At 60.1% G+C, this 15,642-nt stretch carries 17 protein-coding genes; 2 read left to right on the top strand and 15 right to left on the bottom strand.

The annotated features are described in order from the left end of the window. Positions 1-16 precede the first annotated feature (16 nt). The 14 genes from argF to ACEW8N_RS21215 all read right to left on the bottom strand — a co-directional run bounded on the left by argF (position 17) and on the right by ACEW8N_RS21215 (position 14,190). Entirely contained in the window at positions 17-1,018 is a 1,002-nt protein-coding gene (argF, locus tag ACEW8N_RS21280) for an ornithine carbamoyltransferase (protein WP_373501884.1), read from the bottom strand. A gap of 216 nt (positions 1,019-1,234) precedes the next feature. Beyond that, positions 1,235-2,437: an ornithine--oxo-acid transaminase gene (gene rocD / locus ACEW8N_RS21275; RefSeq protein ID WP_373501883.1), complete on the bottom strand. Its 1,203-nt coding sequence runs from the start codon at positions 2,435-2,437 to the stop codon at positions 1,235-1,237. 137 nt (positions 2,438-2,574) lie between these two features. Then, positions 2,575-2,769 (bottom strand): ferredoxin, encoded by a 195-nt coding sequence (locus ACEW8N_RS21270; protein WP_373501882.1) that lies wholly within the window; start codon positions 2,767-2,769, stop codon positions 2,575-2,577. A gap of 69 nt (positions 2,770-2,838) precedes the next feature. Then, entirely contained in the window at positions 2,839-3,174 is a 336-nt protein-coding gene (locus ACEW8N_RS21265; protein ID WP_373501881.1) for a cupin domain-containing protein, read from the bottom strand. 73 nt (positions 3,175-3,247) lie between these two features. Further along, positions 3,248-4,294, bottom strand: coding sequence for an ABC transporter permease (locus ACEW8N_RS21260; RefSeq protein ID WP_373501880.1), 1,047 nt, complete (start codon positions 4,292-4,294; stop codon positions 3,248-3,250). 2 nt (positions 4,295-4,296) lie between these two features. Next, the gene (locus ACEW8N_RS21255) at positions 4,297-5,232 is read right to left on the bottom strand and encodes an ABC transporter ATP-binding protein (protein WP_373501879.1); all 936 of its coding nucleotides are present in this window, start codon (positions 5,230-5,232) and stop codon (positions 4,297-4,299) included. Then, the gene (locus ACEW8N_RS21250) at positions 5,210-5,803 is read right to left on the bottom strand and encodes a flavodoxin family protein (protein WP_373501878.1); all 594 of its coding nucleotides are present in this window, start codon (positions 5,801-5,803) and stop codon (positions 5,210-5,212) included. Before ACEW8N_RS21250 ends, ACEW8N_RS21255 begins: the two co-directional genes overlap by 23 nt. 117 nt (positions 5,804-5,920) lie before the next feature. Further along, entirely contained in the window at positions 5,921-6,382 is a 462-nt protein-coding gene (locus tag ACEW8N_RS21245; protein ID WP_373501877.1) for a DnaJ domain-containing protein, read from the bottom strand. Next, positions 6,379-7,140: a hypothetical protein gene (locus ACEW8N_RS21240; protein ID WP_373501876.1), complete on the bottom strand. Its 762-nt coding sequence runs from the start codon at positions 7,138-7,140 to the stop codon at positions 6,379-6,381. Before ACEW8N_RS21240 ends, ACEW8N_RS21245 begins: the two co-directional genes overlap by 4 nt. A 112-nt stretch (positions 7,141-7,252) precedes the next feature. Then, positions 7,253-7,732, bottom strand: a complete 480-nt coding sequence (locus ACEW8N_RS21235) for a hypothetical protein (RefSeq protein WP_373501875.1) — start codon at positions 7,730-7,732, stop codon at positions 7,253-7,255. Between the two features lie 208 nt (positions 7,733-7,940). Continuing rightward, positions 7,941-9,638: an FAD-dependent oxidoreductase gene (locus tag ACEW8N_RS21230; RefSeq protein ID WP_373501874.1), complete on the bottom strand. Its 1,698-nt coding sequence runs from the start codon at positions 9,636-9,638 to the stop codon at positions 7,941-7,943. A 489-nt stretch (positions 9,639-10,127) separates the two neighbouring features. Then, entirely contained in the window at positions 10,128-11,168 is a 1,041-nt protein-coding gene (locus tag ACEW8N_RS21225) for an HD domain-containing phosphohydrolase (RefSeq protein ID WP_373501873.1), read from the bottom strand. Then, a complete protein-coding gene (locus ACEW8N_RS21220) occupies positions 11,165-12,223 on the bottom strand; it encodes an Hpt domain-containing protein (protein WP_373501872.1) in 1,059 nt (352 codons plus the stop codon). The genes ACEW8N_RS21225 and ACEW8N_RS21220 overlap by 4 nt, the downstream gene beginning before the upstream one ends. Positions 12,224-12,435: 212 nt before the next feature. Beyond that, a complete protein-coding gene (locus ACEW8N_RS21215) occupies positions 12,436-14,190 on the bottom strand; it encodes a radical SAM protein (RefSeq protein WP_373501871.1) in 1,755 nt (584 codons plus the stop codon). A 272-nt stretch (positions 14,191-14,462) separates the two neighbouring features. Here ACEW8N_RS21215 and ACEW8N_RS21210 point away from each other — a divergent pair, with 272 nt between their 5' ends. Further along, positions 14,463-14,663 (top strand): hypothetical protein, encoded by a 201-nt coding sequence (locus ACEW8N_RS21210; protein WP_373501870.1) that lies wholly within the window; start codon positions 14,463-14,465, stop codon positions 14,661-14,663. Here the strand turns inward: ACEW8N_RS21210 and ACEW8N_RS21205 are convergent. Beyond that, entirely contained in the window at positions 14,615-15,235 is a 621-nt protein-coding gene (locus ACEW8N_RS21205) for a PEP-CTERM sorting domain-containing protein (protein WP_373501869.1), read from the bottom strand. The two genes, ACEW8N_RS21210 and ACEW8N_RS21205, sit on opposite strands and share 49 nt — an antisense overlap. A gap of 188 nt (positions 15,236-15,423) precedes the next feature. Here ACEW8N_RS21205 and ACEW8N_RS21200 point away from each other — a divergent pair. After that, positions 15,424-15,642 (top strand): hypothetical protein (locus tag ACEW8N_RS21200; RefSeq protein ID WP_373501868.1); only part of this gene is annotated, 219 nt, incomplete at its 3' end.

The raw sequence follows: 15,642 nt of genomic DNA, 5'->3' as shown, positions 1-15,642 counted from the left end.
CGGCTTCGGGCGGCCGTCATGCGCCCAGGGTCGCCACCATCACCGCCTTGATGGTGTGGACCCGGTTTTCCGCCTGGTCAAAGACGATGGAGGCCCCGGATTCGAAGACGTCGTCGGTCACCTCCATGGCCGGAAGCCCGAACTTCCGGTAAATTTCCTCGCCGACTGCGGTTTCCCGGTTGTGAAAGGCAGGAAGGCAGTGGAGGAATTTTGTGTCGGGGTTTCCGGTCATGGCCATGACGGCGGCGTTGACCTGGTAAGGCTTCAGAAGGGCGATCCGATCCTTCCAGACCTCATCCGCCTCCCCCATGGAGACCCAGACGTCCGTGTAAAGGAAATCGCAGCCCCTGACCCCTGCGTCGACCTGGTCGGTGATCGATATGGCGCCGCCGGTCTCCCGTGCGATGTCCAGGGCCTTTTTGACCAGCGACGGTCTTGGCTGGAGGGACTCGGGCGCGACGGCCCGGAAATCCATGCCCATCTTGGCGGCCCCCACCAGGAGGGAGTTGCCCATGTTGTTCCGGGCGTCCCCCAGGTAAGCCAGGGACATCCGCCGGAGGGGGCGGTCGCAGTGCTCCGTCATGGTCAGGAGATCGGCCAGCACCTGGGTGGGGTGAAACGCGTCGGTGAGGCCGTTCCAGACCGGCACCCCCGCGAATCTGGCCAGGATCTCGATCGTCTCCTGGGCGAACCCCCGGTACTGGATGCCGTCGTACATTCTGCCGAGGACCCGGGCCGTGTCCTTCATCGACTCCTTGGTCCCCATCTGTGAACCGGACGGCCCCAGATAGGTCACATGGGCGCCCTGGTCGTGGGCGGCGGTTTCAAACGCGCACCGGGTCCGGGTGGAGGCTTTTTCGAAGATCAAAGCGATGTTTTTGCCCGAAAGCCTGGGCGCTTCGATGCCGGCGTACTTGGCTTTTTTCAGGTCGGCCGCGAGGGTGATCAGAAACCCGATCTCCTCCGGGGTAAAATCGAGCAGTGTCAGGAAATGCCTGTTCCTCAGGTTGAATGCCATGGCGCGTCTCCCTGCCTGAAAAGCGTGGTTGTCGTGGTGTTTTGCCGCCTTGAGGATTGCCTGGGGAGGCTGTTTTCGCGGCGGGGGTATGAACGGGCCCCATGGCGCCGGAAGTCGGCATCCTCCGAATCCTGGGTGTTTTTTACCTGATGGCGGGATATAGTTCAACACCTATGCGTGGCGATGTCTGAAAAAAATCGATCTCTGACGGAGGCGTCAGGATTCGGAAATGACCGATTGGATGATGTCGAGCGCCCAATCAACGGTCTCCCGGGTGATCACCAGCGGCGGGGCAAACCGGATGGTGTGATCGTGGGTTTCCTTGCACAGAATACCTTTGTCCTTCAACCGGTAGCAGTAAGGGCGGGCGCCGCCGGCCTCGGGGTGGAATTCGAGGCCGATCATGAGGCCCCTGCCGCGGACCTCTTTGATGACGGGGCTTTGAATCTGCCGCAGGCCCTCGAGAAAATAGGCGCCCACCGCGGCGGCGTTTTCAATCATGCCCTCCTCGATGAGAACTTTGAGGGCCGCCCTTGCAACTGCGCAGGCCAGCGGGTTGCCTCCGAAGGTGCTGCCGTGCTCCCCGGGCTGAAGCACCCCCAGAACCTCGCTGTTGGAGAGGACGGCCGAGATCGGATAGAAGCCGCCGGACAGGGCCTTCCCCACCAGGGTCAGATCGGCCTCGATGCCTTCGTGCTCCTCGGCCAGCAGCTTTCCTGTCCGCCCCAGGCCGGTCTGGATTTCATCCAGGATCAGGACGATGTTGTGGTTTCGGCAGAGTTCCCTTGCCGCCTTCAGATAGCCGTCGGGCGGAATGATGACGCCGGCCTCCCCCTGGATCGGCTCCACCAGAAACCCCACGGTGTTCGGGGTAACGGCCGCCTCGAGGGCCGCGGCGTCGCCGAAGGGAATCACCCGGAACCCCGGCGTAAAGGGGCCGAATCCCTCCCGGGAGCTGTCGTCGGTGCTGAAGCTGATGATGGTGATGGTCCTGCCGTGAAAATTGTTGCGGCAGACGATGATTTCGGCCTGGTTCTCGGGCACCCCCTTGATTTTGTATCCCCATTTCCGGACCGTCTTGATGACGGTTTCCACGGCTTCGGCGCCGCTGTTCATGGGGAGCACCTTGTGGCTGCGGGTCAGCCCGCAGATCTCCTGGTAGAACAGCCCCAACTGGTCATTCCGGAATGCCCTGGAGGTGAGGGTCAGACGGGCGGCCTGCTCGACCATGGCTTTGAAGATCCCGGGGTGGCAATGGCCCTGGTTGACCGCCGAGTAGGCGGAAAGGCAGTCCAGGTATCGCCTTCCGTCCACATCCCAGACCCACACCCCTTCCCCCCGCCGAAGAACCACGTCGAGGGGCTTGTAATTGTGGGCGCCCAGCTTCTGTTCGAGTGCAATGAGTTCTGTTGCGTCCATGAATCACCTCTGCTGTTCGCTGCAGCGCGTCAGCGCCGCTGCCTGCAAGCTATAATCCCGGGCACAAACAATGCGCCTGACGGCGTCTCCTCCGGAGCGGTCCAGGGGGCGTGGGTATTTTTACGGGGCTGAGGCCGTCATTCCTCCCAATGGATACATTCCACCGGACAGGTCTCGATGGCCTCCTCCACGCACGCCGGGTCGTAGCTGTCGGCCGAGATGACCACGGCTTTCTCCAGCCCTTCGTCAAATTCGAAAATCTCCGGGCACAGTTCAACACAGCTTTCGCAGCCGATGCACTCTTCCGTATCGATGATGACTTTTCTTCCCATGGGTTTTGCTCCTTTTAGGATTCAGCGTGATCATAAATCACGGCTGCTTGTTGTGGATCGAGGCCGGGCCTACTCGCTGCGGATCATGATCAACAGCATCTTGAATCGCTTTTGGGCATGAAGCGCATGGGCCACATTGGCCGGCATGATCAGCATCTCGCCGGCGGCGACGGTGGATGTTTTTCCGCCGATGGTGATATCGGCTTCTCCGTCGAGGATATGGACCACCGCGTCAAAGGGGGCGGTATGCTCGCTCAGGCCTTGTCCCGCGTCAAAGGAAAAGAGGGTGATATTCCCGGCGGTTTTCTTGAGCAGGGTTTTGCTCACCACCGAACCGATGGCATAGGCCACGCTGCTTTCAAGATGGAAGGGCGTGCCTTTGGAAATGGTTGTCGAGTCGTTCATGGTGTCTCCTGATGGGTGATCCCTCGGGCTTTCGGGGCTGTCATGGCACCGCATTTTGCAGGGCCGGAGGACGTCATTCATTCCACGAGAACATCCAGGATCCCAAGACGAGGAAGATCAGGGTCATGGCCGAAAGAATGGCCAACTCCGTCCCCACGTCCGAAAGCCCTGCGCCGTCGTTCATGACGCCCCGGACCGCCCTCAGCATATGGGTGAGGGGAAATGCCTCCGCCGTAAACTTCAGCCACCGGGGGGCGCCTTCCAGGGAAAACCAGACCTCCGACAGAAACATCATGGGCCAGCCGATGAAATTGACGACCCCGCTGGCAAACTCCTCGCTGGTCCCCCGGGCTGCCACGACAAGCCCCATTGCGCAGAGGCTCAGCCCGCCGATAAAGAACGTGATTACCAGATTAATATAAGATCCCTGCACGTTAAAGTCAAAGAAGAGGTCGCATCCGACCCACATGATCACCAGGGTGAAGGTGAGAAGAAAGATCCTGGACAGCATCTGTGCCGTGAGATACTCAAAAGGGGTGAGCGGCGTCGCCTTGAGCCGTTTGAGCACCCCGTTTTTCCGGTATCGAACAATGACGAAGCCCACCCCCCAGAGGGCGCTGAACATCATGTTCATGGCCAGGATGCCCGGAAAGAGCCAGTCGATATAGCGGATCGGGGTTCCCCGGATCTCCTCTCTCCGGCCGGGATCGCGGCATTCGGGAGGCAGCATGGCGCTGGTGAAGATCTTTTCCGCCACATCCCCTTTCGGGCTGTCGGTCACCCAGTACCTGGGGGCGGGTGAGTCGATCTCCACCAGGAGATCGATCTTGTGGTGCCTGAGGGGGCCGATGCCCCTGGAGAAATCCCGGAAGCCAACGAACTGCAGCATGCGGACGGCTTTGAGCCCTTCCGGTATGGGGGCGGTTTCCATGACGACCGTCTCGGTCGGGTAGGGAAAGATGCCGATCTTGTACTCGCCGCGGGTATCGTCGCCGAAGATGAGCCCGAACCCCCCCACCATGAGGAAGGGAAAGAGAAAATTCCACCCGAAGGCGGCCCGGTCCCTGAAAAATTCGGCGTTCCTGGCCTTGAACATGACCCAGATGCGGTGGATGCTCATCGTCAATCCCTCAGTTTTCGGCCGGTCAGCTTGAGAAAGACGTCCTCGAGGTTGGGGGAATGGATCAGGACGTCGTTCAGGTCGACCTCAAGGGCCATCAGGTTTTTGAGGCAGTCATTGATATCCTCGGTTTCGACGACGATGCTGTCGCCCGCGGCGCGCCACGGATGGGAGAGGCCCTCCGGAGGGCGCCTGAGGCTGCCCCGGGGCAGCACCACGGTGGTGCCCCGGCAGTGGTGTTTGATCAGGCCGTCGGGGGGGCCCTGGGCGATGATCCTGCCGTGGTCCATGATGGCGACCTCATCGCAGAGGTGCTGCGCCTCCTCCATGTTGTGGGTGGTCAGGATAACGGTCCTGCCGCTCTTTTTGATGTCCAGGACGATATCCCAGAGGTTGCGCCGTGCCTGGGGGTCCAGCCCGGTGGACGGTTCGTCGAGGAAAACCAGCTCCGGATCGTTGATCAGGGCCAGGGCCAGGAGCATCCGCTGCTTCTGACCGCCGGATATCCGGTTGTTGTATTGTTCGAGGATGTCCCCCAACTGGCAGAGCTTCGAGAGCGCGTCGATATCGGCTCGGACGCTGTAGAAGGACCGGAACGTGGCCAGGATCTCCCGCACCGTCAGGAAATCGAGGAGGGCCGTGTGCTGGAACTGGATGCCGATCTGCGCACTGTATTCCGGCGATCGGGGTTTCCCTTTGTAGAGGATTTCCCCTTCCGTCTGAGGGATAATGTCCTCGATCACCTCGATGGTGGTGGTTTTCCCGGCGCCGTTGGGTCCCAGCAGCCCGAAGCAGATCCCCTGCCGTATGGAGAAGCTGACCCCGCCGACGGCCTTGAGGTCGCCAAAGGTTTTGACGAGTTCCCTGACCTCGAGGATGGACGTCATGGCGGCTGACGGCGCCATCGAAAGGATATTATGCCGGGGAGGGGAATGCACTGGTAAACTCCCGGCCGGCGCGGTAGGCCTCTTCCATGTATTCGGGGTGTTTCAGGATGTCGCCTTCAAAGTCGATGCTGCGATAGAGAAGGGCGCGCCAGAGGCCCATGTCGAGTGCGTCGAAGAAATACCGGACGGTCAACAGGGCGCCGTCAAAGAGCCTCTTTCCCCGGGTCGCACCCACGGAAATGAAGAGTCCTTTGCGCTTCAGGGGTCGCTTGCCGAAGGGGACCTTGTCGATCCAGTATTTTTTGACCCAGCAGGACTGACAGCGGTCCATGAGGATTTTGGTGTGGGCGCTGACCGTGTAGAAAAAGATCGGGGACGCCAGGATCAGTCCGTCTGCTGCAAGCATTTCATCGTGAAGGATCTGAAAATCGTCTTGGATGGCGCATCGTCCGGTTGTCTTGCATTGATAGATTTCAAGGCAGGGCGACATCTTGAGGTCCCGCAGCACGAACTCCCGGACATCGGCGCCTTCGTCCCGGGCGCCCCTGACAGCCTGTTCCAGAAGTGTCGAGGTGTTCCCTTTTCTTCTGGGGCTTCCGTAAATGGCGACTATCTTGGGCATCGTTGTGATTCCTTCCCGGCAATGAGGCCGGGCCTCGTTATCGCTGTTGGACGTTCGGCGCGACATCCCCGCCTTCAGGTCCCGGAGGCCCCATGAATTCGAGGGCGGATCACGGTCTCAGTTCCTGGGCATGAGGGTGCGGTAGGCCTCGTGGATTTCCTTGAACCGTTTTTCGGCTGTTTTCTGAAAGTCTTCCCCCAGGTGGGCAAATTTGTCCGGATGATATTTTGCGGCCAGCTCACGGTAAGCCTTCTTGACGGCTTCAGGCGGGGCGCCCCGTTCAATCCCCAGAACAGTGTAGGGATCTTTTGAAGCCCCTCCGCCGGCTTGCTTGCGGAATCCCTCCGGATCGCCCTCCCCGCCGGTGCCGCCGCGCGATTGTCCCGGGCCTTCCTGCCGGCTGTCGGGGTCTTCTGACGGCGGCCCTTCCGTTTCCCGGAGGCGCATGAAAAAGTACCAGAAGAAAAGGACCCACAGGGCCGCGTCATCCAGCCACCCCAGGACCGGGATCATATCGGGCAGGACATCGGCGGGAAACAGGGTGTAGATCAATGCGATAATGATGCCGATGAGTTTCATGGATCGATCCACTGCCTGAAATCCTGTTTCAGGATTTCGTAGAGGATTCTGCCGATGGAAAGGCCCGTATCGATGACACCGGGGCCGTAGCTTTTCCCCGCGTCCGTCCGGAAGGTCTCCTTGATTTTGGCGATCTTGGCAAGGCCTGCGGGGTATCTGGCAAAAAAATCCCGAAACGGCATCCGCAGGTAGGAGACCATATTCCAGACGGTGTCGGTAAAATTGTCGCATCCCCAGCGGAACTTGTCGGCATCATACAGACATTTCGATATCACGCACCCTTTCAGGCCCCGGATGGGCGACACCTTCTTGAACGCCTCATGGTTCAAGATGGCCCCGCAGACGGCATCGACGTCGGACGGCGTGAACAGGCCGCTGGGGCCGAGCAGGTTCCGGGCGTATTCAAACCCCGCAACCGCATGATCGGGCTCTTTCCGTCGGATGTCGTGGAGGAGTCCGGCGCAGTGGGCCAGCCTCAGCCAGCTTCGGATGCGGTCGAGGCGGCAGCCGGCATGGCGGCATTCGATGATGAGGAGCGTCCCGGCATCCAGGCTGACCTTGTCGGCGTGGGGGAGTCCGTGCCCGAAATCATCGTTCAACTCCTGGACGGCGACGCGGCGCATGGCCTGGACAACGGGGTCGAACTCAAAGAAGCGCTGGGAAAACGCATGCTCCAAGGGGAAGACGGTGTAAAACTCCGGGGCGGGGAATCGGGCTGCGATCTGTCGGGCGCACCCGCGAATGCGTCGGTAAAGCAAACCTATGTCTTCTGACGGGCGCAAATTCACATCGGCCTGAACACGAAATGGCGGGGCGGATGGACCGCCCCCTTTGAAATTAAAGGCTCATCGATCGGATGACGGCACGGGATCAGGCGTCGCCGAAGGAGAGAAGATCGGTGCAGACCTTCCATTTCCCGCCTTCTCTGACGAGATCGAAGGTCGCGTCCACCTCATGGACATCCTCCTTCGAGAAGAAGGTCCTGAGGCCGGATTTGCGTTCGGCGGTCAGGCGGACCCTGGCCTTGTCGAAGGATTCTTCAAGGGTCTCGGTTTCCGCATGATAGAGGCTGTTCTTGACGTAGATCCCCAGACTGTAGCCTCGGGCTTCGGCATTCCGGGCGGCTTCGTGGATGTACTGGTCGACGACGTTCACATCATTCACGACCTTCTGGCTTTCACAGAGTCGATCCGCCAGTTCCTCCTTGTTGAATCCGTAATAGGCTTCCGTGAACGCGACGGCCGCCTTGGCCGGCGTTTCCTGCATATCCGCGAAGACGAACAACACCTGAACCAGGATTCCCAACAGGATGACCAATGTCAATGGTATGATCTTGTTGCTCTGTGCCATTTCCCCCATCTCCTTTCAAACCGTCGTCTTACAATTTGATATTATAACGAATCCACCATATTGCAATACTGATAAAAATCGTTTCCAGATACCATGCCGGGGGAAAATATACAAGGAGAAAAAAGGGCAGGGCCTCCGGAGATCGGCGGTTGGGGCCGGGGAAGGCGCCGACACCATTAGGGATGCCGGCGCCATGGACGACGCGGGATCAGGAGAGCATCTTGACCTCAAAGGGCCATCCGACGATGCCCCCTTCAATGAACCGGACCCGGTCGAAACCGGCGGCGTTCAGGATGAGCTGCGCCTCGTACCCCCGCATGCTGACCTTGCAGAATGCCAGGATCTCCTTGTCCCGGGGCAGCCCGGCGGCTTTTTCCCGGAGGGCGCCCAGGGGAATGTGGACCACATCGTAGGGCAACTGCATGGCCGCGAACTCCTGGGGCGTGCGCACGTCGAGGAGCAGGGCGTCGCCCCGGTCCATGATGGGCTTGGCCTCGAAGGCCGAGATCCCCTTGGCCAGGCCGTCCAGCTTGTTGGTGAGAATATGGGCGCAGGTGGCCAGGGGGTCGATGGGCGGGCTGTAGGGCGGCGCATATCCGAAATCGACGTCGCTCACGTCGTCAAGGGTGCCGCCCATGAGGATGAGGGCGGCCGCGGCATCGATCCGTTTGGCGCCGTTGCCCATTCCGGCCACCTGGACCCCCAGGAGCCTGCGGTCCCGTTTCGAGGCGATCATTTTGATGATGAACGGACCGCTGCCGGGCATGTAGTGGGGCATGTCGGGCCCGGCCCAGGTGGCGGTCTCGATCTCCAGGTTCAGGTTGCGGGCCTGCTGCTCGCTGAGGCCGGTCCGCCCCAGGGTGAAGTCAAAGGCCCTGACGATGCCGGTGCAGGTGATGCCGGCAAACGGGGTCGCCTTTCCCGCGATGTGGTTGGCGATGATCCGGCCGTGCTTGTTGGCCGTGGACCCCAGGGCGACGAAGAGACGGCTCCCGGCGATTTTTCCCGCATAGCGGTTGACCACGCAGTCGCCGCCCGCATAGATGTTCGGGTCGCTGGTCTGGCAGTATTCATTGATGAGGATGCCGCCCCGGGCCATGCAGTCGAGATCGGCCGACCGGGCCAGGCGGTCGTTGGGCCGGGTGCCGACGGCGATGACCACGAGATCGGCCGGGATTTCCCGGCGGTCGGTTTTGACGGATACGGCCCGGGTTTCGCCCCCGATGGCCGTGACCCGTTCGCTGAGCACGAGATTGACGCCCTTGGCGCGCAGGTGCTTGGCGGCAAAGGTCGCCACATCCTTGTCCAGGATGCCGGGCATGATCTGGTCCACCATCTCCACCACCGTGACGTCGAGGCCCCGGTGTTTGAGCGCCTCGGCCATTTCGATGCCGATAAAGCCCGCGCCGACCAAAACCGCTTTCTTGAGGCCCTGGGCCTCGATCTCCTCAACCAGGGTGCGGGCGTCGTCGGGATGGGTCATGAACCAGACGTTTTTCAGGTCCACCCCGGGAATGGGCGGCCGGAAAGGATACCCGCCGGTGGCGATCACCAGCTTGTCGTAGGGCAGGTCGCTCTCCTCGCCGGAGTCGAGGTTCCGGACCCGGACCTGTTTGTTTTTCCGGTCGATGGAGAGGGCTTCGGTGCGCGTTTTTACGGAGAATCCCTTGACCTTGTCGAAGAAAACAGGGGTTCGGGTTACGCCGACCGGGGTTTCCATGAGGGTGTTGATGTTGTCGAAGACGCCTTCGACGTAGTAGGGCAGTCCGCAGGCGCCGTAGGAGACGATGCTGTCCTTGTCGAGCATGGTCACGCGGGCTTGGGGCATGATTCGTTTCAGGCGGGCGGCGGTTTTGGGTCCGGTGGCGACGCCGCCGATCACAAGGATGTTTACCGGGGATGTCATCTGGTGCGTCCTTTCTTGGGCAGTCTTGTTTTGTTTCGGCTGTATTGTTCGGCCGGTCATGGTCATGCCGCCCGCCGCCGCTTTCCCGAGGATCGGGCTGATCTTCAGCAGGGCGAACGGGGAATGCGCCCCCCGGAGAATCGGGATGATGCGGGCTGGACCCCGTTTTATGATCCCATTCCGTGCGGGGCGCTTCGGGCAAGCGAACCGGTTTATATGGATGAACTCGGACAATTCGAAGACACTCATAGCAAAAGATATGCCGGGTTGATCTTTGGCTTGTGGAATCATCCGAAATCCTCCGCGACCGCCAAGGATCAAGGGATTTCAGCAGGCGGGCGGAACGGCTGCCCGGAATTGGCGCCGGCAGATCGACCGAAAATGTGTTAATACTGTTAATCTTTTGGTTTTAACAGGCATTAACCATTGACGGTTCCGCAAAAAAGAGGGATGCAGGTGCGCCCGCACCGGAAAGGGAGATGAACCATTTCAGGAGCGGTCGTGGAACTGGAAGTGGTCCTCGCGAAAGACGGCCAGGCAGCCTTCGACCACGTCCGGGTCGAAATGGTCCCCCTTGTGCTTCACGATCTCGGCAAGGGCGATATCCGTGCCCAGGGCGGGGCGGTAGGGGCGATGGGAACTCATGGCCTCGATGACGTCCGCCACGGTCAGGATTCTGGCCTCGGGAAGAATTCCGCTCCGGGTCAGCCCCCGGGGATATCCAGAACCGTCCAGCTTTTCATGGTGCTGATAGACGATTTCGGACACCGGGCCGGGGAAGGGAATGTCTTTCAGCAGGTCATAGGCGACCTGCGGGTGAATCTTGAGGAATTCGTATTCGACGCTGAGGATTTTCCCGGGCCGGTTCAGGATGTCGCTGGGGATCCGGAATTTGCCGATGTCGTGGAGAAGGCCCGCCACGCGGATCGTGTCGATATCCTCCGCGGTCATGGCCATCTTCTGGGCGATGGCGCAGGCCAGTTGGGAGACGCGCTGCTGATGGCCTGCGGTATAGGGGTCCCGGCTTTCCGCCATCTGCGACATGCTCTGGATCGTCAGGCGGAGGATCTTCTGGGTCAGCGCCGTTTTTTCCTCGACCTTCCGTTTCAGGATGCGGTTCTGATCGTTCAGTTCCTCCTGTATCCGCCTCAGTTCGACGTGGGTCCGCACCCTCGCCTTGACCTCGGCCGTGTTGAAGGGCTTTGTGATGTAGTCGACCGCCCCGATGTCGAGCCCCTTGGTCTTGCTGGCGGTTTCGTGGAGGGCCGTAATAAAGATCACCGCGATATCGGCTGTTTCCGGCGAGTCCTTGAGGAGGCGGCAGACTTCGTACCCGTTCATGTTCGGCATCATGATATCGAGCAGGATGAGAAGGGGGTGATGCTTCTCTGCGTAGGCCCTGGCCCTGGCCCCGCTTTTCGAGATGCCCAGGCGGTAATCCTCCTGGAGCGCGGTGACGAGGATGTCGATGTTGGTCGGATTGTCGTCGACGATCAATACCAAGGGCTTATCCTGTTGCGGCGAAATCATGATGCTCCCCTCCTTGGGTCTTGCAGCCGCGAGGCCTGGCTTTCGAAAGAGTTCATATGGGCGGACGCCTCGTTCAGCGAAATGTTCATCTCATCGGCGATCGTTTTGATATGCTCCTGAACCTCTTCATAGTCATACCGACAGATGCCGTCCTCGATTTTTTCCATGTCCACGGGACGGAGCAGGGGCCGGATTTTCTCCAGGTGCCTCCGGATCTCCTCGGGGACGGCAAGGTCAAGGGCATGGAAGATCTCCCCGAAAAGGCGGCCTGCCAGGAACCGGTCGATGGGGGCGTATAGCCCTGGGCCGCGCTCGTGCGGGCGCTCTTTCGGAGGAGACGGGGGGGAAGCGATTCCGGTTGCGGACCCGATGGCATCCAGGACCTGCGCCAAATCCGCCGCCAGGCATTGAAGGAGGGATTCCGGCGGCTCCGGCGAAGAAGGGTCGATGGCGGCTCGGCGGCCGGCGTTTTCGAGCGCCTGAGCCGATTCGGAGAGGGCCATCGCCCGGATGTTGGCGGCGCTCCCCTTGATGGCGTGGGCCAACTGCTTCAGGGTCCGCCAGTCTTTCCCATCATAAGCTCTGTTGATTCTCCCCATGAGGTTCCGGTTGTTCTTGTAAAACAGGACGAGGATGTTCGCAAAGATGTCGGGGGAGACGCAGAGCGCCGAAAGGGCGCTTTCCATGTCGATCCCCGGGAGGGGGTCGGGGAAGCGGCCCCCGCGGTCTTGCCCGCCGGCGCGGGATGCCATGAGGCCGCCCGGGGAGCCATAGCCTTCGGCCTCCCCGTCACTGCCTCCCGAAGGCCGGACCGCCGTGTCATCCGACGGGAATTGCAGCAGGGCTCCGCCGGCGGCCGCGGCCGGGCGGGGGGGCTCGAGGACTTCCTTCAACCGACGGTTCTCGTTGGCATACGCCCGGATCTCCCGGCGAAGGCGTCTCAGGCGGATGCGAAGGGCGCTGTCGCCTTCGATCCGTCTGCCGCAATGGCGTTCTGTCCGGCTGCGGCGGATTCTTCTTGCGGTCAGGCCGGGAAAACAGTGTGTATGGCGCATGAACGGCTCTTGGGCTCATTGTTTAAGAAACGACGCTGCATCGGGCATGGTCCCTGACGCTGCGATTTTGGTACCCCCATGGATCGCGAAGAGGTGCCGGAGAAAGGCCGCCCCGGCAGGATTCGGTCCTCACTCCCATGGCCTTTTCCTCGACGAAAATTCAAGGTATCTCTTCACAGAACGGGCGGGGAACGGCATTTTTGGCGCCGGGATCATTCAGGAAGCGCCTGGTGTTTTTCCTGGTAGATTCGCTCGTTTTCGGCGTCCCCCATGGCATGATAGCATTGGGCGAGGTAGAAGGCCGTCTGTCGGCTCCGGGGGAATTTCAGGAGGGACCCCGCCGCGCGGTCAAACTGGCCCAGGTTCATGTAATTGACGGCCAGGCACAGGTGCAGTTCCTCGCTTGCGGGAAAATGCCGGACGCCCTGATGAAGGATCTCCGCAGATTCCGAAAATCGGCGCTGCTGCTGACGGAGAATTCCCAGCCCCAGGAAGGCCCGGTGGTCCGGATGATAGGTAAGTGCCCGGTGGTAGAGCCGTTCCGCGACCCCCTGGGGATCGGGGATCGCATCGTTTCCGGCGTAGTCCCCGTGGGTGAAGGTCATGGCCAGCCGGGAGAGAAAATCGGCGTGGAAGGGATACAGTTCGGGGTCGTCCTTGAGCCGGATCGCATCGACGAAGCCCGGGAGATTTTCGTGGAAATGGGTCCGCAGCGTCCGTCCGAAGGCCAGGATCAGCTCCTCGGGCAGGGCCGGGTCCCGGGTGTAGTAGGGGATGTCCTCGATGCGCTTGAGCCAGATGTCGTCGGTCAGGTTGTGGCGGCGTTTGAAATCCTCGTAAAGGGCCGTTCCCGGCAGGATGTCCAGGATGTAGAAGATGGCCGCCAGGGGCTGGATCTCGCCGATCAGGTCCATGGTTTCCCGGAGGGTCTCCCAAGTCTCGCCGGGGCAGCCGTAGATGAAATAGGCCCGGGCCATGATGCCGCAGGCCGTGGTCAGGGCGCAGGCCCGCTGGATCTGCTCCCGGGTGATCTTCTTGTTGAGCAGACGCCGAATCCGCTCGGAGCCGCTCTCCACGCCGTAGCTGATCTGGACGCACCCGGCCTTCCGCATCCACAGGAGGAGCTCCTCGTCCACGGTGTCCACCCGGGAGATGGCGGCCCATGAAATCCCCATGCCCCTCCGGAGGATCTCCCGGCAGACGGCGATGGCCCGCTCCTTGTTCAGGGTGAAGGTGTCGTCGGAGACATAGAAGAAGGTGACGCCCCGTTCGTGGAGCAGGGACATCTGGTCCACGAAGTAGCCCGGCGAGTGGAACCGGACCTTCCGGTGCCACAGCCGCGGCGAACCGCAGAAGGTGCACCGGCCGGGGCAGCCCCGCGTCAGGGAGAGGTGCCGGTAGGTGAAATATCGTGCGGGGTTGGGCAGGCAATCGAGGTCGGCGATGGGCGCCGGCGCCTCGGTCTGGATCGGTTTGCCGCCAAGGCGGAAGGCGATCCCCTGGATATCCCCGATGATCCGGGGAAGATCGTCCTCCCGGAGGTCTTTTTCAGCCGCTTCCACGCCCCGGACGAGGTTCAGGAACGGGTATTCCCCCTCGCCCACGACCGCGAGGTCCATCTCCGGGAAATGGGTGAGCAGGTGCTCCCACAGAAAGGTCGCCCCGACGCCCCCCACCACGGTCGTCACCCCCGGATCGATCGCCTTGGCGATCCGGGCGATCTCGACGGCGCCCCACCGGTTGGCGTTCAGGATGGAAAACCCGATGAGGCGGGGGGCGCGCTCCCGCAGGATCTCCCGGATTTTATCCGGCTGGTCGTCCATCCCGTGGAGATTGAGGATCTCCACGTCGTATCCGTTCTCCCGGAGCAGGGCCCCGATATAGTAGAGCCCCATGGGCACGACGCCGGCGTCCTCCTCATGGCGGCGCTTTTCGAGGCAGTAGGGGTAGATGAGCAGGATTTTCAATATGGGTGCCTGAGTTTGATCTTTTCGCAGGTTTGTAGAGAGGCCGGACATCCCCTTGCTTTGGGCTGCGGCACGAAAATCGAAAGTCGAGTCGAGGAAGGTAATATCACCCCTGCGCCCGGTCTTTCAAGGGTGGTTTTGGCCGGCGGCCTCCCGGTGCTCCCAAATTGACTTTTTCGGATTTCGCGTTAGATTCAAAGACAAGAAAGTTCTGAAAAAATAAAACGGATCAATTCGGGAGCCAATCCATCCCGCATTTCTGGAGGTGAATCATGAAGAACCTGAAGTGTTTTTACGAGAGAAGCCAGCATGTCATCATCGGCATCGTGTTTGCGCTGATCGCCTTTATATTCCTCATCATGGGCGTGACCGTCCTGCCGGTCCTGGGCCTGTTCATCGCCCTGCCCATCATGGGGCTGGCCATCTACTTTTTCAGCCATCCCCTGGATGGGGAATGCGGTGCCGGGGGATAGATGGCTGGCGTCGAATCAGATGCCGTGGGTGAAAAAGGCTGCTGCGGCTTAAAACCAACAAACCAGAATGGGCGGAAATTTATAAATCCGCCCATTCCTTCTGTTGAGCAGAAAAAGTTTGAGGAAGTCATATTTGCATACCGTCTTACCACAAAAACACCCGTAAGCCCCAATAGCAAAGATATCATCGTTGATGGCTCAGGCACGGGTATTGTGCCGGGAGCACTGTTGCCTGCCATTATCACCGGGTTATCGACATCTTCTGGATTGGCGAAAGTGACCTCGAAGGGAAGCGCGCCAGCCTGATAGTCGAAGAGAAAACTGAAGCCGCTTAATGACTGTCCCGGTGCGATATCCGATCCAAAAGGCGAAGGTCCAGCCACTAATGAAATGCCAGTACCGAATCCTGATCCATAAGTCAGATCCCAGTCAGCAGGAAGCGATAACACGCTGAATGATGAGTTAAAATCATATTCGAAAAAAACCTCATAAATGTCAAAACCCTCATCCAGTATCGGATCTGACGTGTTTTTGAGGGTATAGTCATATCTCCAAAGATCTGTTTCGAGCAACTTTGTCTCCAGATAGGTGAATTCCACGCTGGGTAAAGCGTAGGCCATGCCGCAAAGGGTAAGAATCAAGACCGCAGCCGATATGCCAATTTCAGAGCTCTTGACCCCAAGCAAATAAACGATTGAATTTACTTGACCAGGGAAGAAATATATGGCAATTTAGAGTGCAACAATATGGAGGCTCGAAGATGCTTCAAAGTTGCATTCCATTTTTCCCTGAGGGTGCTCAGATCATCAACGATCATGTGGCGTTGTATCGACACGATGGAGAGATTCAATTCTACACTGCATCCGGTCCGATATTTTCATGCAGGGAGGGTGATCGTTACGGCCTTCGACTGGCGCAAGGGATTTTAACGCAAAATACCTCCGTGACCTGTGCCCAACTGGGCAAGGTCCTCGGGATC

This window comes from Desulfococcus sp. (assembly GCF_041737845.1).
In the GTDB taxonomy this organism is placed as follows: domain Bacteria; phylum Desulfobacterota; class Desulfobacteria; order Desulfobacterales; family Desulfococcaceae; genus Desulfococcus.
Note: the sequence above shows the minus strand (reverse complement) of the source record. Positions and strands in the feature narration are given on the sequence as shown.